A 14987-nucleotide genomic window follows, 5' to 3' on the forward strand; every position below is an offset into this window, starting at 1 on the left:
GCTTTGCTTGGGGGCTCGGAACTAGTTGGAATCGGTCATGCCAGCACATATCGGTGTCGATCGAGGGCATATGCAAAGACAGAGGGAGGATGTAAGTGGTCGGCCAAGTTCTGCGTAGCCAGCAATCCGCCTGCCAATAGGTTCGTGGCGTTTTTTGCCGAGATTCAACAAACGCCCCGACATCCTGTAGGAGCTTCACCGCAGGATGCGATCTTTTGATCTTGCTTCTAAAAACATGATCAAAAGATCGCAGCCTCGTTTCACTCGGCAGCTCCAGGGGGGCGGCGGCAGCCGGGCGTTCGTGTCAGCTCAGGACACGTCGCGGGAATAGAGTTCGTCAAGCACCTGCATCAGCGCGCGCTTGCGCGGATTTTCCAGGCCGGTCCAGGCCACTCCAATGCCCGCGCCGCTCATGGCCAGCGCCAGTGGCCGGGGCACGACGCCGGCTGTCAGCGCCGAGGCGGCGCCGCTTGGCAGGATGCCCACGCCGAGGCCAGCGGCGACCAACGCCAACTAGGTGAACTCGCCCATCTCCCGGGCGATCTTCAGGGTGATCTTGCGTCGATGAAAACCCGCCAGCATCTGGTCATACAAACCGGGCGCGAATTTGCGCGCCAGTACCATCACCTGGCATTCCGCCAGATCCAGAGGCTGTATACGTCGCTTGGCGCACAGCGGATGGTCTTGCGGCAACGCCACCACCAGCGATTCCTCGAAGAGCAGGCGCGTGTGCACGCCAGGCACATTCAAGGGCAGGCGCACCAGGCCAAAATCCAGCGCCTCAGGCAGGAACAGCGCGCCTTCGTCGGTCAACTCGACCCCGTGCCGGTCACGCTCGAACAACTGCGCGCCGACATCTTCCTCCTAGGGACGTATCTGCGCACTCAAGGCCGGCTGGACGATGTGCAGGCGCGCGGCTTGACCAGCGTCGTCTAACTCTCGCGATGGGCACCCACATTCCTCAATCCCTGCCAACCCTCTGCGGCTCGATCATGGGCTCGCTGTTTTCGCTCTCGGCAAAGATCCATAACGCCGCGTATGCGGCCCTGGGCCTGGACTACTCCTTTGTCTGTTTTGGCGTCGAAGATCCGGGTGCCGCCGTGGCGGCCATTCGCGCCTTGGGCGTGCGTGGCATGAACGTCTCCATGCCTTACAAAACGCTGGTCACCCTGTACACAACGTTCAACACCCCGGAAACCCTCAACCGCGACCTCGACGAACCCCGCGATGCCTGGGAAATAGCCAACGCCGCAACGGCGATCCCTGTGCAGTCCAGAACCCGCACGCGCACGGCGTGAGATGAACCGGCCAGGGAGCCAGTACCTTCTTGCCTGCTAGATGAATTGATTAGTGTGCTTACGACTTGGCCTGGTATTTGCTGTCCAATTGCCATCTCAATGTCGCAGTGGATTAAGTGGATGTCGCTATCAAGTCATTTCATGCCGTTGTCCGCAAGCGAGAAGCGCTGGCTACCCTGGTTCGGCAAGACTGGAAAACTCTCGATGAACTGGTCGTGCTGGCTCAATCGATCGGCATACCCGGTGATCGAACAAACCTTCGAGGCTATCGCTGAAACCCGGGTGCAGTTGCTGCAGAACTGGACGCGGGAACAGTGGGAGCACCTGGCGGAACTGGCGGATAACCTCGGTCGTGATTTCGCCAACCTCGACAGCACTGCGCTAACGGACAAGCTCGACCAGGCCGCAGATTTTTCCGAGTTATTTGTCGTTGATGCCAGCGGCCAGGTCATCGTGTCGACCTGGAGTCGCCGCGGCAAAACCCGGCTCGAGCACACCCGTGCCTTGGCCGAAGGCTTGAAAGCGCCGTTCCTCCATGGTCCTTACAGTGATCCGTTGACCTTGCCAATCGGCCCCTCGTCTTCGCGCTTCCATGATGAGGTCACGCTGATGTTCTATCAGCCCCTGCGCGTCAATGGAAAAGTCCTGGGCTGCCTCTGCGGGCGCGTGCCCAACGATGTGTTGGGCGATCTCATCCAGCGCGAGGCCGGGCACATTTTTGCCGAGTCGGGTGACAACTATCTGTTCATGGCGCAATCGCGTTTTGATCCGGCCATCGAGCCCGGAACCGCCTTGTCACGTTCGCGTTTTGAGGACGGCACCTTCAGCCACGGCGAGAACCTCAAAAGCGGTGTACACACCCCCTGGAAGACCGTGCAGATCCAGCGCCACACCGAACTGGAGTTGCGCTTCACCGACCCGGCGACCCAGCAACTGCACCCGGGCGTACGCGAGACCATCCGCGCCGGCTCCAACCTGTTCGTGACTTACCCCGGCTACTCTGACTACCGGCACATTCCGGTAGTCGGCAAGGGCGTGACCTTCCAGCTGCCAGGCTCACCTGATCGCTGGGGCATGATGTGCGAGGCCGACCTGGAGGAGGTCTACCGCCGACGCTCGCTCAGCCACGGCCTGATGAAACCCTACGTCGCGACCATGACCGGACTCTTTGCCAGCAATTTCCTGGCCCAGCATTACAGCGGCCTGGGCCAGGGCGTGATCGATAGCGTCGAGGTCTTGAGCATGTTGTGTGCGACGCTGCTGTTCAGCCGGCTCGGGCCCAAGCGTCTCGCGGCAAGGCTCAACGAGATGACGAGCGTGATCAGGACCATCGCCGAAGGCGAGGGCAACCTGCGTCAGCGTCTGGACATCAAGCGCATGGCCAACGATGAGACCGGTGATATGGGACGCTGGATCAACAGTTTCATCGATAACCTGGACTCGGTGGTCGGGCAAGTGGTGAAGGCCAGCAGCAACGTCGGCACCACCAACCTGATGATGCTGGGCCGCAGCCAGGAAGCCGGTGTCACTTCCACCGAGGTGGCCGAAGCGGTGCATCGGATGATGATCATCGTCGAAGACCAATTGGGCGAGATCCAGCAGGCCTCGGCCAGCGCTGAACAAATGAAACAGGCGATGGACGAAGTGGTCACCCGCGCCCGCGAGCAATTTCTCGCCGTGCAGGAAGGGACGCAGTCCATTCGCGATGTCGTCGAGCGTTCTTCTTCTAGCGTGCAGTTGCTCGATAGCAGAATGACCGAGATCGGCAAGATCACCGGCCTGATCAGCGACATCACCAACCAGACCAATCTGCTGGCGCTCAATGCCGCCATCGAGGCCGCACGGGCGGGTGAACACGGGCGAGGTTTCGCCGTGGTTGCCGACGAGGTCCGCAGCCTGGCCTCACGCACGTCACTGGCGGCTGACGACATTCGGCACATGGTCGAAGGCTTGCAGAACGAAACGCAAAAAGCCGTCAGCTTCATGGAGGAGGGCGTCAAGGACGTCGATAACAGCCTGCGCCTGGCCGAAGATGCCTCCTCGGAAAACGTGCAGCTGCATCAGGCGGTGGAAAGCATGTTCGCGATCATTCAGCAGCTCAACAAGCGCAGCCTCGACTGCGGCAAGACGATCACCAAGGTCGATCACTGCTCCACGCAAATGCGCCAGACCGTGGTGGTGCTGCAGAACAGTGCGGAAACGGTGCGGCTCAATGCCAACAAGCTGCAGAAACTGGTGGGGCAATTCGAGGTGAGCAGCAATACCGAGCGAGTGGCCGCCGCAAAATAGGGCGCTGCATTAACAGTTTCATTGATCATCTGGTCTCGGTTGTCGGCAGGTATTGATTCGGTGCGAATTACTTTCGTGAAAACCACCAATTAACGTTCCGCTTAACAGGTAATGCAAACAGATGTATAAAAATGCAGGCAAATGCAATCCAGCCAATGAGAGGGTGTTCTAAAATTATATCCGGCCGATGCCCGAAAAATAAAAACTCGTCATTTTGAAGAATATCCATATAAGGCACGACAAATAGCCCATTAAATATCAGGCAAGAATACAGTTTGACGTGATTTAAGTCGTTGCCAGACAGGTTTACCTTTAAATAAAAGGCAACAAAAACCCCAAAAGCGGCCAGTGCAAGGAAAGCCCACAACGTCACTTTCCAGTCTCTTGGTATAATTGTTTTCCTGTCTGGAGGTCGGTATATATTTCAAAGCCCAAAGCACTGGCTCCCATCGCCTTGTAGGATCGCACATAATCTGTTCGGATATACCTGAACAGGCGCCAGGAATCCGGTTTTAATACATGTCGACCAAGAGCATATGCAGACAGCCCCAGGTCGGTCGCTCCATAGGCAATATTTCCTTCGCGTTCACCATAACCCACTGCTTTTGCTGCTGCTTGATACCCCTTCCTGACAGGCCCCTCTGTATCATTACGATGCTCCAAGAGGTCGCGCCCGTTTTCATATTGTTGATTTCATTCGTCGTCCGCCCACGAACTGTATCCGCTGGTGCTGGCTATGTGGTGGGTCCACGTAATGTCTCGGTAACGAATAGCTATATGCTCTTGAGGTTCTGCGTCGCTTTGCAAAATAGCATGAGGCATTTCAAGCGTCAGATCAGCAATGATGCCACCATTGATTTTGATGGAATAAAATTTCTCTTGCATGCCAATAGAAGACACTCGGTAGAAACTAATGACGCAATTTATCACCTCGCGCCTGGAGAGTGCTTGAGCGAGTAAAGGCGAAGATTTATCAACGTTTTTTGTGATGATGATAGGGTTGTGTGTTGCTTTGTTTATATTTCCGATGTTTGCCATGTTGTGGGAATAGGACAACACCATAATTTCGTCGGTATGTGCCGTCTGGCATTTGTTTCCAATTGAGTCCTGTGAGGAACAACCCGCTGAAATAAGTCCTTGAACGCTGCCGTTTATGGTCATGTATCCATGATTTGCCATACGAGAAACTCCTTTTAGTAAAGCCCAGCATCCTATTACAGGGGGTTTCTGGTGCGATGTAGGACATTCCTGAAAACAAATACTAAATATTTCTGGTTTTAATCCGACATTGTCCCAACCGCAAAGCGGCACCTACCGTTCGCAACTGCGGGCGCTCCAATCAACAGGTCGTTTGTTATCGTTCTTATGCGCAGGCAGAACCTGTCGAATCACAGGCTAAGGGTGATGCGGAACAGGGTCTAATATCGTATTGGTGGCGTACGATACCCGGCAGGTATGATCGACCAGCGCAAGTTGCGAGCAGGTCAGGTGCCGAATGGAGTAGAAAAGTTGTACAAATTCTCTGCTGATGGCGTAAAAACTATACATTGATCTAATCTTGTATAGTATTTAAAAAAACGCCGAGACGCTGATGAACATGGCCAGCCCCAGACGCTTTCTCGAACCTCGCCTATCGAGATGCTGGCTGTTGTTGCTGATACTCGCCGTACCTGCCTGGGCGGATTGGCGTCCCGCGTTGCCTGATGCTCGCCTGGTGGGCAGCGGCGACTTCACCTGGTTCGGCGTGAGCCTATACACCGCACGGTTGTGGAGCCCGGGGGTGCCGATGACCTGGGATCAACCCTTTGCGCTCGAGCTGACCTATCACCGGGACTTTTCCAGGGACACGCTGGTTGAGGCCAGCCTCAAGGAAATGCGTCGCATGGGACCGGCTCGTCCAGAGGAGTCCACCCTTCAACGCTGGTCCGATGAAATGCATGAAGCCTTCGTCGATGTCCGGCCCGGAATGCGCATTACCGGGGTCTACCACCCAGGCTTTGGCTGCACGTTCTACGTCGACGGCCAGCTTCGCCGGCGGGTCGACGACCCTGTATTTGCCCGCGCCTTCTTCGACATCTGGCTGGATCCGCGCACGCGGGACAAGCCGTTGCGTCAACGACTGCTGGGGATGACCGGGCCGGCTGATTGAGGAGGTTGAGATGCGTCGAATACTGGTACTGCTCGTTTGCCTGTTGCTGGCCAGCTGCAACAACGTTGGCGTGGAGCACTACGCCCAGGAGCGACCGGCGCTGGATCTGGTGGCGTTCTTCTCCCGGCCGGTACAGGCCTGGGGAATGTTCCAGAATCGCTCGGGCGAGGTGGTCAAGCGTTTCCACGTGCAGATCGAGAGCCGTCTCGAGGGGCAGCAATTGATTCTCGACGAGCGTTTTCTTTACAGCGATGGCACGCGCCAGCGCCGGGTCTGGACGCTGCAGCCCGCCGGCGCCGGGCGTTGGCGTGGGCGTGCGGACGACGTCATCGGCGAGGCAAGCGGCGAGGCCGCCGGCAACGCGCTGCGCTGGCGCTATCGCCTTGACCTGCCGGTCGACGGCAGGCATTGGGAAGTGGATATGGACGACTGGATGTACCTGATGGACGAAGACACCATGATCAATCGCACGAGCATGAGCAAGCTTGGCGTCGAGGTGGGACAAGTGACGCTGTTCTTCCGTCGCCAGCCGTAAACGGATTCACGCACGGGGTGCAGCCATGCGCAGGATCAGCGGCAGCCACACTGCCCACAGCGGCGCGAGCAGCAGGGTCGTGCCAAGGGTGCCCAAAGGCAGGCCGACACCGGCCAGCTTTGCGCCGGCGAGGTAAGCCAGGGGGCCACCGCACAGGCCCAGTAGCGCTCCGTACCACACCGGGCGTCGCGCCCAGGCCAGGCTGTGGCGCAGCCCGCTGGCCAGCACAAGCCACAACAGGGCCAGCCACAGGGGCAGGGGTTGCGAGGTAAAATCGAAGACGCCCAGCGCACCCAGGCCGGCATCCAGCAGCCAGCCTGTCAGCCCCACGCAGACCAGTGTGGTTGCTTCGTCCCGCGGCCGTGGGCAAGCAGCCAGATGCACCAGCAAGCCCGCCACCACTGGCAGCAGCAGCCAGGGATGCCGCTCGCTCAGCACGCAAGCCCACCAGGCGGCCTGCATCCACAGCGCGTTGCCGATCAACCAGGCCCGGCTCAATTCAGGCGGCCGGCAGCGAGGCGCGGCGGGCGGCCGGGGCTGCCCAGAGCAGTTGCGCGACACCGATGGCGCGCTCCTCGAAACCGCCCTGGCAATAACACAGGTAGAACTCCCAGAGGCGCTGGAAAGTGTCGTCATACCCCAGTTCTACCAAGGCGCTGCGCGACTGGCGCAAGTTGTCGCGCCAGTGCTGCAGCGTGCGCGCGTAGTCCAGGCCGAAGTCCTCCATGTGCACCAGGTTCAATGCGGTGTGGCGACTGGCGGTCTGCAGCATGACGCTCAAGGAGGGCAGGGCTCCGCCGGGAAAGATATGGCGCTGGATGAAATCCACCGAGCGCTGGGCCTGCTCATAACGCTGGTCGCGGATGGTGATGGCTTGCAGCAGCATCAAGCCGTCGTCCTTGAGCAGCGAGGCGCAGCGGCGAAAGTAGAGCGGCAGATAGCGGTGCCCGACCGCCTCGATCATCTCGATCGAAACCAGCTTGTCGAAGCGCCCGCCGAGGTCGCGGTAGTCTTCGCGCAGGACGGTAATGCGCTCTTGCAGGCCAAGCGCCTGGACGCGTTGCCGGGTATGGGCGTACTGCGCCTCGGACAACGTGGTGGTGGTCACCCGACACCCATGGCGGGTGGCGGCGTGGATTGCCAGGCTGCCCCAGCCGGTGCCGATCTCGAGCAGATGGTCGTCGGGGCGCAACGCGAGTTTGGCGCAGATACGCTCGAGCTTGTTCAATTGGGCCTGCTCCAGGCTCTGCTCCTGACTGTCGAACATGGCAGCGGAGTACATCATGGTCGGGTCCAGCAGCCGCTCGAACAAGGCATTGCCCAGATCGTAATGGGCCAGGATGTTGCGTCGCGAACCACGCCGGCTGTTGCGGTTGAACCCGTGCAGCAGGCGCAGGATCGGACGACCGAGGCGCGCCAGGCCGCCCTCGAGGGCGTCGAGCACCTCCAGGTTGGCGACGAACAGGCGGGTGACCGCGGCCAGGTCCGGACTGCGCCAGTAGCCGTGGGTATAGGCTTCGCCGGCACCGATCGAGCCGTTGGCAGCCACCATGCTCCAGGCGGCCTCGTCGACGATCTCGACCTCTGCATGCAGCGTGCTACCGATGTCGCCGAACAGCCACTGCCGCCCTTTGCAGATCAGCCGCAGACGGCCCTGGCGCAGGTGGCGAAATTGCGAGAGCACGGCGCTCCTGGCCAGGCCACCGAACAACGGCGCCAGGCCAAAGGATTTGCTAACGCTCAGGGTTGGATCGGACATGCTCGGACTCCTCGATGACAGGGGTTTCGCTGCGCTGACAGGGCGTATGGGTGTAGAGCGGGGTGCGCTTGAGCAACAGGCGCAGGGCTTGCCAGTAAATGGCGCCGAGGGTGCGCAGGCTCATCCAGGGGAAGGCCAATACGTGGCGTCGAAGTGCGGCGGCATCCAGTGGCTGGCGGCGCAGGGCCAGGTCGGCCTCAAAGACTTTTTGCCCTTCGCGGCGGTTTTCCATGTGGATGCGCAGGTGCTCGCCGTCAATGTCAAAGCGCATGTGGTACTGCATGTCCAGCGGCAGGAACGGCGAGACATGGAAGGCCTTGTTGACCGAGAACTGTCGGGGCTGACCGGGCAGCACCGACAACACGTAGTGAAAGCGCTCACGCCAGGGTGTGTTACGCACCTCCAGCACAATCGCCGCCAGCAGCCCGTCGTTGTCGTGGCAAAAGTAGAAACTGACCGGATTGAACGAAATCCCCCAGCTGCGCGGCTGGGTCAGCAAATGAATGGCGCCGCCCGGCGCCTGGCCCAGGGCCTTGGCCACCACTTCGCGCACGGCATCCTTCAAGGGCATGCCGCGACGAGTCCAGGCCGGCAGGTAGTCGGTTTCCCGCCAGCACAACGGCGCCAGGCGAGAAGCACCGAGCAGCGGGGACAGGCCCAGCAGCCGTTCCTGTTCGTCCAGGTCCAGGTAGAACATGCCGCTGCGATAGCGGAAGCCATGGAACCGCGGCGCCAGGCGCCGGTGGCTCACCCAACCGTAGCAAAGGCTGCTGTTCACAGTCGCTCCCCGAAGCTTTGGGCGACGTCCAGTGCGCTGACCACGCCATCCTCATGGAAGCCGTTTGCCCAGTAAGCACCGCAGAAGTAGCTGTGCTGGTTTCCCTGCAGCTCACCCTGGCGCGCCTGGGCTGCCATGGCGGCCAGGCTGTATTGGGGATGGGCATAATTGAAGCGTGCCAGCACCTTCGACGGGTCCACGCTGTCGCCCTGGTTGAGGCTTGTGCAGAAGGTCACCGGGGCGTCGAGGCCCTGCAGGATGTTCATGTTGTAGGTCACGGCCGCCGGGGCATGGGCGGGTCCGCCGAGGCGATAGTTCCAGCTCGCCCAGGCCTTGCGCCGGCTGGGCAGCAGGCGGGTGTCGGTGTGCAGAAGGACTTCGTTGTCGGCATACTCGAGGGCGCCGAGCACCTCGCGCTCGGCGATCGACGGTTGCTCCAGCAACACCAGGGCCTGGTCGCTATGGCAGGCGAACACCACCTTGTCGAAACGCTCATGGCCTGCGGCGCTGTCGATCATCACGCCGCTGTCGTCCCGGCGCACGCTCAGCACCGGGCAATTTAGCCGAATGCGCTCGCTGAAGGACTCGCACAACGGTTGCACGTAGCTGCGCGAGCCACCCTCGATCACTCGCCACTGAGGCCGCTGGCTGATCGAGAGCAGGCCATGGTTACGAAAGAACCGCACGAAGAAGTGCAGCGGAAAGTGCAGCATGTCGGCCCTTGAGACCGACCAGATGGCCGAGCCCATGGGCACGATGTAGTGATGGATGAAACGCTGCCCGTAGCCTCGCGAGTGCAGGTAATCGCCCAAACTCATGCCGGGCTCGATGCGCTGGCCGTCCAGGTCGGCCACCGCCTGGCGGTTGAAGCGCAGGATATCGCGCAACATGCCCCAGAAGCCCGGCGACAGCAGATTGCCGCGCTGGGCGAAGAGGGTGTCGAGGTTGTTGCCGTTGTATTCCAGGCCACTGTGCGGATCGTTGACGGAAAAGCTCATCTCGGTGGGGCGCGAGGCGACGCCGAGGTGATCCAGCAAGCGAATGAAATTGGGGTAGGTCCAGTCGTTGAAGACGATGAAACCGGTGTCCACGGCATAACGCTGTCCCTGCCATTCGACGTCGACCGTATGGGTATGACCGCCAATCCAGTCAGCCGCTTCAAACACAGCCACCTCATGACGACGTGACAGCAGATAGGCACAGGTCAGCCCAGAGATCCCGCTACCGATGATGGCGATGCGCATGTGCCGCTATTCCTGTTCGGTTCGCGCCAGGCGACGGCCCAGGGTCAGGCGCCAACGCGCTGGCAGGGCGCCGAGCAGGCGCAGGACGAGAGTGAAAAGCCGTGGAAAGTTGATCTCCAGCGGACGGCGCGTCAGGCGCGCGATCACATGCCGCGCGGCGCGGTCGGCGCTCCAGATTTGTGGCATGGCAAAGGTGTTGCGCCGGGTCAGCGGGGTGTCGATGAAGCCCGGGCTGACCAGCGTTACATCGATGCCTTCGGCGTGTAGATCCAGGCGCAGGGACTCGACCAGATACCTCAGGGCCGCCTTGGACGCGCCATAGGCTCCCGCCCGCGGCAGCGCCAGCCAGGTCACCGAGCTACCGATCACGACCAGGTGGGGTCGATGCCCGCGGCGCAGCAGGGGAAGGGCCGCCTGCAGGCAGTAGCTGACCCCCAGCAGGTTGGTGCGTATCACACGCTCGACGGTCTCGGCCTCGAACCCGCCGGGCACCAGGTATTCGCAGGTGCCGGCGTTCAGGATCACCAGGTCCAGCGCGCCCCACGCCTGCTCGATGTTCTCGCAAATCGCCTCGACCTGGCGTGGCTCAGTCACATCGCCAGTGGCGAGCAGGGCCCCGGGGTAGCGCAGCATCAGCGGCATCAGTGCTTCCGCGCGCCGGCCACCCAAGGCCACCTCATGGCCTTGATCCAGAAGGCGTTCGGCCAGGGCAGCACCGAGGCCGCTGCTGGCGCCGGTCAGCCAGCAGCGGCTCATGCCAGCCTGCCCTTGATCCAGCCGATCACCCCGCCAAGCAGCGGGACGTGCTCGTAGAGCAGGGCGCCGGCATCGAAGTAGTCGTGGTGCAGGTAGACCTGTTGCGCCCAGCGCAGGTGGCTGCACCCATGCAGGCGGATCGGCCGGCCGCGGGACAGGCGTGGATGACGAAAGTGCAGGTTCCAGCGAAGGTAACCGTGGCCAGGCGCGGTTTCATCCACGTCAAGGATGTCGTAGCGAATATCCTCGACGTTGCTGTACAACTTTTCAAAGTAACTGCGCAGTGCCGGCAAGCCATCCACCTGATGCAGGGGATCACGAAACTGCACGTCGTTGCTGTAGAGCTCGCCCAGCCGGTGCAGGCTATCAGCGTTCAGCGTGGCGAACGTGTCAGCGAAATGGCGGAGATAGGCAGACATGACAGGCTCCAGGCAAAATTGTACAAGTCGATAAAACTGTACAGGTTTATCTGTAGCCTAGGGCGAAAATTGTACAAGTCAATATTCTTGTACACTTTTTGTGGCGGTCGTGGTGTAACGGGTGTCAGCCACCGAGCCTCGCCAGTTGACGGCGAAGATCGGCCACTTCGTTCTCCAGTGCCTGGATTTTTTCCAGGGCGGCCATCTTGTCGCTGACGTCGTGCTGTATGCCGATGTAGTAGGTCAACTGGTCGGCTTCATTGTGCACGGGGGTGATCGACAGCTCGTTCCAGAACAGGCTGCCATCCTTGCGATAGTTGCGTAGCACCTGGCGGCAGGGCTGACCGAGGCGGATGGCGTCACGGATGACCGCAAGGCCTGCCTGGGCATGATCGTCGGCCTGCAGGAACCGGCAATCCTGGTAGAGAATGTCGTCGGCACTGTAGCCGGTCAGGCGCTCGAAGGCAGGGTTGGCATAGATGAGGATGCTGTCATCGCCTTCCTGCTCGGCCACGACGATGCCGTCATTGGAGGCTTCGACCATCAGTTGCAGGAGTTTGGCGTCGATCATGGTCTGGGCTCGCGGTGGTTCGTGGGTTTGCCCCACAGCGTAGTCGTCAGCGACAGCGATGCCTAGATGGCAGGGCGCAGGAGCCGGTCTTCGATGGAGGCTGGTTTAAAAGTGCCGGGCCTGGTTTAGAATGCCGACACACTCAGCAGGCACCCCCTTTCAATGACCGAGCCCAGCGAATCCGCCTCCGACGACGTCTTGCTCCCCATGCGCGAAGTTGCCAGCCTGACCGGCGTCAACCCGATCACCCTGCGGGCCTGGGAGCGCCGCCACGGGCTGATTCGACCAGTACGCACGGTGGGCGGTCATCGCCTGTATTCACAACAGGACGTCGAACATATCCGCAGTATCATGCTCTGGACGAGCCGGGGCCTGCCGATCAGCAAGATAGGCGCTTTGCTCGTGCGCCAGCAGGACACCCCCGGTATCGCTGGATCAGGCTCGGTCGAAGCGCCCCTGGTCCAATGGCAAGAGGCAATTCATCGCGCCACCCAGGCGTTTGATGGCGCCGAGCTGGAGCGTCTTCACGGGCAACTGTTCACCCTCTACCCGAAGGCTACGGTGCTGGAGACTATCCTGCTGCCGGTCTGGCGCAGACTGGCAGCCGGCAATGCTTTCGGCCGCCGCAGCCAGTGGCTGTTCCTGGACGCCTTCCTGCGTGCGCGGCTGTTATTGCGACTGCAGATGAACCCGGGCAAGGGTGCGTGCGTGCTGCTGGCAGACGGCTCGGGTCATGCACACGAACTGGAGCTGTTGTGTGCCGGTGTGTTGATGAGCAATGACCAGCTGCGCATCGAGGTGCTGGGCCCGGGCCAGCCCCTGGAAGAACTGCCGTTGCTGTGTAAAGCGATGCAGCCCGCCGCGCTGGTGCTGTGGGTCCAGGCGCCTCTGCAGGCCGATGCGCACCAGCGCCTGCGTGCCCTGCAAATGGGCGTCGCGTGCCCGGTGGCGTTGGCCGGCGACGCAGCTGCCACTTCGGCGGCAGGCTTGTGCGGTGCTTCGATTGCCATTCTGGGCAATGACGAAGCGAGTATTTTGCCCAGGCTTGAAGCCTTGGTCAGGGGGACGCTGCAAATTTGAATCCGGTTGTTCCAGTTCAAGTCAGGGAACACGACGGGGTTTCGGATCGAAACGGGTTCCCGCCAGCCTGATGAGCACTGGCAGTATGCGAATCACCGGCAGACTGAGCACCCCACAGCACCAGGCCTCATGAGTTGCCGCTCATTGGCAGTACCTTGTGGAAAGCAAATGGCGTATAGTTCATTTGACTGAAAAAATTATTCATTTGGAGGTAGTGATGATGAGCGCTTCAACGGTTGCTCCGCGTCCGACCAAAATCAAAGAAGAGCCTCGTGAAGCCGGGATTGCGGCCTTTTGGCGATTCAGTTCAGCCCGCGAGTTTCTCAAGGACTCCGAGCGGCTGAATCAGATCAGGGAGGGATTTCCCGCCTATCTCGTTTACGCGGTCAGGCAGACCTTCGACCTCCATGAACGCAATCTGGAAACGCTGCTCAACGCTTCCTTCTCGACACTGGAAAGACGTCGGCGTGAGCACAAGAACCTGGATTCCGTTGCCTCCGAACGCCTGGATCGGATCGCCACAGTGGGTCACCTGGCCGAGGAGGTCTTTGAGAGCCAGGAGAAAGCGGCTCAATGGATGTCGACTGCCAATAAAGCGCTCGGCGGTGCCGCACCGATCATGCTCTGCGAAACCGAGATAGGCGCCAGGCAGGTTCGCCGTGTCCTGCATGCCCTTGAATGGGGTGGTGCAGCCTGATGCGGGCTTGGCGAATCGCGAAAGCGAAACGTGCGACCGATCTATCAGGTATGGGAGCTGCCATCGAAGGAGGGCGGTGGAACGATCAGGATGTACCAGCTGTGTACATGGGACTGACACCGGCTATCTGCTGCCTTGAAACATTCGTCCATGCGGGGGGCGAGCCTACTTTCCCGATGAAGATCACCTGCTTCGAGCTGCCCGCCGATGCCACGCTTTACTGGGAGCCTGATCCAAAAACCTTGCCTGAAGGCTGGGCGAGTCTTCCCGCTGACCGTCCAGGCATGGACTTCGGCACTACCTGGCTGAAGGCGAACACTCACCTTGGCTTGATCGTACCGTCGGCAGTGTTGGTCCTGGAGCGTAATGTGGTGATCAACCCCAATCATCCGGCGGTCAGCCAGATCAAGGTGGTCGATGTGTTTGACTTCATGTACGACCCTCGCATGTTCAAATAGGGCATCTCACCGAACCAGTGCCGGCTGTCTCGTTCGATTGCTGACAGGGGATGGGTATTTTGAACCCTGCTCACGGTGGGGGGTAGGGTTCTTGACGGGTGCATCATGTACCTACCAGCGGGGAGTGAGTATCAGGCACACCCTGATCTTTTGCTGCTTGGTACTGCGCTGCCAAGGCCTTCTCATAACCGGGTCTGTGTTGTAATCGAGTCCAGTACTGTTGAACCCGTTCTGGAAACTGCTCATTCAGGCCAATGAACGAGGCCAGCATCAGGGCATAGCCGACCGATATGTCTGCAGCAGTGAATCGCTCCTGGCAGAGGTAGGTGCGTCCGGCCAGCGCCGAGTCGATGGCTCTGAGCCTGCCAAGAAACCAGCGTGTGTAATCTTCCGCTACCTGAGGGATACGACGTGGCGGTGTTTCAAAGCGGTCGTAGCGCAATACAAGCGTTTGCGGAAAGGTGAGGGTTGCTTCGCCAAAATGTAACCAGTTCAGATACAACCCAAAGTCCGGTTCATTAGTCGAAACGTGCAGGTCTGCCGGGCTATGGCGCACGGCAAGGTATTCACACATGGCCGATGATTCGGTCATCAGAAGTTGACCGTCAATCAGCGCCGGCACCGTCCCCAACGGATTGATTTCCAGGTACTCCCGTGCATGAGCACGGGGCGGGAACGGCAGCATTTTTAGTTCATAAGCAACCTGCAATTCTTCCAGCATCCACAGCGGACGAAATGAACGTGCGCTCATGCAGTGATACAGGGCGATCATCGTTACGCAGTCTCCTGGTGAGTCGATATTTTCTAAACTTTGGGTGTCGAGCTCATGCCCAGTGTCTAGAACTGCGCAGCATCCAGCAGGAACAATGACTTGCTACCGGCCTTCACCGACGCGCTCAACGAGTGAATACGCGGCAGCAAGCGGGCGAAATAGAAGCGTGCGGTGCCCAGTTT

General features: G+C 60.1%; 18 protein-coding genes and 1 pseudogene. 7 read left to right on the top strand and 12 right to left on the bottom strand.

Annotated features, from left to right (window positions below; all coding sequences use genetic code 11):
- Window positions 1-309 precede the first annotated feature (309 nt).
- A pseudogene (locus SOP85_RS31490) lies at window positions 310-975 on the bottom strand (LysR family transcriptional regulator).
- A 17-nt stretch (window positions 976-992) separates the two neighbouring features.
- Here SOP85_RS31490 and SOP85_RS26125 point away from each other — a divergent pair.
- Entirely contained in the window at window positions 993-1298 is a 306-nt protein-coding gene (locus SOP85_RS26125; RefSeq protein WP_323628704.1) for a hypothetical protein, read from the top strand.
- 120 nt (window positions 1299-1418) lie between these two features.
- Complete coding sequence (locus SOP85_RS26130) at window positions 1419-3587, top strand: methyl-accepting chemotaxis protein (RefSeq protein ID WP_323628705.1); 2169 nt, start codon at window positions 1419-1421, stop codon at window positions 3585-3587.
- 369 nt (window positions 3588-3956) lie between these two features.
- On the opposite strand, the gene SOP85_RS26135 is transcribed toward SOP85_RS26130, so the two are convergent.
- Window positions 3957-4250: a DUF4225 domain-containing protein gene (locus SOP85_RS26135; RefSeq protein WP_442967944.1), complete on the bottom strand. Its 294-nt coding sequence runs from the start codon at window positions 4248-4250 to the stop codon at window positions 3957-3959.
- Window positions 4251-4280: 30 nt separating this feature from the next.
- Window positions 4281-4766: an Hcp family type VI secretion system effector gene (locus SOP85_RS26140; RefSeq protein WP_323628706.1), complete on the bottom strand. Its 486-nt coding sequence runs from the start codon at window positions 4764-4766 to the stop codon at window positions 4281-4283.
- Between the two features lie 418 nt (window positions 4767-5184).
- Between SOP85_RS26140 and SOP85_RS26145 the strand changes: the two genes are divergently transcribed.
- Together SOP85_RS26145 and SOP85_RS26150 are read left to right on the top strand one after the other, a co-directional pair.
- Window positions 5185-5736 carry a chalcone isomerase family protein gene (locus SOP85_RS26145; RefSeq protein WP_323628716.1) on the top strand — a complete coding sequence of 184 codons (552 nt, stop codon included), beginning with the start codon at window positions 5185-5187 and terminating at the stop codon, window positions 5734-5736.
- A 10-nt stretch (window positions 5737-5746) separates the two neighbouring features.
- Window positions 5747-6271, top strand: a complete 525-nt coding sequence (locus tag SOP85_RS26150; RefSeq protein ID WP_274075180.1) for a DUF3833 domain-containing protein — start codon at window positions 5747-5749, stop codon at window positions 6269-6271.
- A gap of 6 nt (window positions 6272-6277) precedes the next feature.
- Here SOP85_RS26150 and SOP85_RS26155 read toward each other — a convergent pair whose 3' ends face one another.
- The 7 genes from SOP85_RS26155 to SOP85_RS26185 form a co-directional block, all read right to left on the bottom strand.
- A complete protein-coding gene (locus SOP85_RS26155) occupies window positions 6278-6769 on the bottom strand; it encodes a DUF2878 domain-containing protein (protein WP_274075181.1) in 492 nt (163 codons plus the stop codon).
- A gap of 1 nt (window position 6770) precedes the next feature.
- Window positions 6771-8030, bottom strand: a complete 1260-nt coding sequence (locus SOP85_RS26160; protein ID WP_323628707.1) for a cyclopropane-fatty-acyl-phospholipid synthase family protein — start codon at window positions 8028-8030, stop codon at window positions 6771-6773.
- Window positions 8005-8808, bottom strand: coding sequence for a DUF1365 domain-containing protein (locus tag SOP85_RS26165; RefSeq protein ID WP_323628708.1), 804 nt, complete (start codon window positions 8806-8808; stop codon window positions 8005-8007). The genes SOP85_RS26160 and SOP85_RS26165 overlap by 26 nt, the downstream gene beginning before the upstream one ends.
- Window positions 8805-10052, bottom strand: a complete 1248-nt coding sequence (locus SOP85_RS26170) for an NAD(P)/FAD-dependent oxidoreductase (RefSeq protein WP_323628709.1) — start codon at window positions 10050-10052, stop codon at window positions 8805-8807. The genes SOP85_RS26165 and SOP85_RS26170 overlap by 4 nt, the downstream gene beginning before the upstream one ends.
- 6 nt (window positions 10053-10058) lie before the next feature.
- Window positions 10059-10808 carry an SDR family NAD(P)-dependent oxidoreductase gene (locus SOP85_RS26175; protein WP_323628710.1) on the bottom strand — a complete coding sequence of 250 codons (750 nt, stop codon included), beginning with the start codon at window positions 10806-10808 and terminating at the stop codon, window positions 10059-10061.
- Window positions 10805-11227 (bottom strand): nuclear transport factor 2 family protein, encoded by a 423-nt coding sequence (locus SOP85_RS26180; protein WP_323628711.1) that lies wholly within the window; start codon window positions 11225-11227, stop codon window positions 10805-10807. The genes SOP85_RS26175 and SOP85_RS26180 overlap by 4 nt, the downstream gene beginning before the upstream one ends.
- 124 nt (window positions 11228-11351) lie before the next feature.
- Window positions 11352-11798, bottom strand: coding sequence for a PAS domain-containing protein (locus SOP85_RS26185; protein WP_323628712.1), 447 nt, complete (start codon window positions 11796-11798; stop codon window positions 11352-11354).
- Between the two features lie 162 nt (window positions 11799-11960).
- On the opposite strand from SOP85_RS26185, the gene SOP85_RS26190 reads away from it, so the two are divergent.
- The 3 genes from SOP85_RS26190 (at window position 11961) to SOP85_RS26200 (ending at window position 14033) form a co-directional block, all read left to right on the top strand.
- The gene (locus SOP85_RS26190) at window positions 11961-12878 is read left to right on the top strand and encodes a MerR family transcriptional regulator (protein ID WP_323628713.1); all 918 of its coding nucleotides are present in this window, start codon (window positions 11961-11963) and stop codon (window positions 12876-12878) included.
- 184 nt (window positions 12879-13062) lie between these two features.
- Entirely contained in the window at window positions 13063-13575 is a 513-nt protein-coding gene (parS, locus tag SOP85_RS26195; RefSeq protein ID WP_406590778.1) for a type II RES/Xre toxin-antitoxin system antitoxin, read from the top strand.
- Window positions 13575-14033 (top strand): RES family NAD+ phosphorylase, encoded by a 459-nt coding sequence (locus tag SOP85_RS26200; RefSeq protein WP_323628714.1) that lies wholly within the window; start codon window positions 13575-13577, stop codon window positions 14031-14033. The genes parS and SOP85_RS26200 overlap by 1 nt, the downstream gene beginning before the upstream one ends.
- 103 nt (window positions 14034-14136) lie before the next feature.
- Here SOP85_RS26200 and SOP85_RS26205 read toward each other — a convergent pair whose 3' ends face one another.
- Both SOP85_RS26205 and SOP85_RS26210 read right to left on the bottom strand, forming a co-directional pair.
- The gene (locus SOP85_RS26205) at window positions 14137-14805 is read right to left on the bottom strand and encodes a glutathione S-transferase family protein (RefSeq protein ID WP_323628715.1); all 669 of its coding nucleotides are present in this window, start codon (window positions 14803-14805) and stop codon (window positions 14137-14139) included.
- Between the two features lie 65 nt (window positions 14806-14870).
- Window positions 14871-14987: acyl-CoA dehydrogenase C-terminal domain-containing protein (locus tag SOP85_RS26210; RefSeq protein WP_323628717.1), on the bottom strand; the 117-nt coding region annotated here is incomplete at its 5' end.

This window comes from Pseudomonas sp. YuFO20 (assembly GCF_035064975.1).
In the GTDB taxonomy this organism is placed as follows: domain Bacteria; phylum Pseudomonadota; class Gammaproteobacteria; order Pseudomonadales; family Pseudomonadaceae; genus Aquipseudomonas; species Aquipseudomonas putida_AE.

What these genes read in the sequence shown, in the direction of transcription:
- SOP85_RS26125 (WP_323628704.1), top strand. Translation starts at nt 993, where the DNA reads ATGGGCTCGCTGTTTTCGCTCTCGGCAAAGATCCATAACGCCGCGTAT.
- SOP85_RS26130 (WP_323628705.1), top strand. Translation starts at nt 1,419, where the DNA reads ATGTCGCTATCAAGTCATTTCATGCCGTTGTCCGCAAGCGAGAAGCGC.
- SOP85_RS26140 (WP_323628706.1), bottom strand. Translation starts at nt 4,766, where the DNA reads ATGGCAAATCATGGATACATGACCATAAACGGCAGCGTTCAAGGACTT.
- SOP85_RS26145 (WP_323628716.1), top strand. Translation starts at nt 5,185, where the DNA reads ATGGCCAGCCCCAGACGCTTTCTCGAACCTCGCCTATCGAGATGCTGG.
- SOP85_RS26150 (WP_274075180.1), top strand. Translation starts at nt 5,747, where the DNA reads ATGCGTCGAATACTGGTACTGCTCGTTTGCCTGTTGCTGGCCAGCTGC.
- SOP85_RS26160 (WP_323628707.1), bottom strand. Translation starts at nt 8,030, where the DNA reads ATGTCCGATCCAACCCTGAGCGTTAGCAAATCCTTTGGCCTGGCGCCG.
- SOP85_RS26170 (WP_323628709.1), bottom strand. Translation starts at nt 10,052, where the DNA reads ATGCGCATCGCCATCATCGGTAGCGGGATCTCTGGGCTGACCTGTGCC.
- SOP85_RS26175 (WP_323628710.1), bottom strand. Translation starts at nt 10,808, where the DNA reads ATGAGCCGCTGCTGGCTGACCGGCGCCAGCAGCGGCCTCGGTGCTGCC.
- SOP85_RS26180 (WP_323628711.1), bottom strand. Translation starts at nt 11,227, where the DNA reads ATGTCTGCCTATCTCCGCCATTTCGCTGACACGTTCGCCACGCTGAAC.
- SOP85_RS26185 (WP_323628712.1), bottom strand. Translation starts at nt 11,798, where the DNA reads ATGATCGACGCCAAACTCCTGCAACTGATGGTCGAAGCCTCCAATGAC.
- SOP85_RS26190 (WP_323628713.1), top strand. Translation starts at nt 11,961, where the DNA reads ATGACCGAGCCCAGCGAATCCGCCTCCGACGACGTCTTGCTCCCCATG.
- SOP85_RS26200 (WP_323628714.1), top strand. Translation starts at nt 13,575, where the DNA reads ATGCGGGCTTGGCGAATCGCGAAAGCGAAACGTGCGACCGATCTATCA.
- SOP85_RS26205 (WP_323628715.1), bottom strand. Translation starts at nt 14,805, where the DNA reads ATGATCGCCCTGTATCACTGCATGAGCGCACGTTCATTTCGTCCGCTG.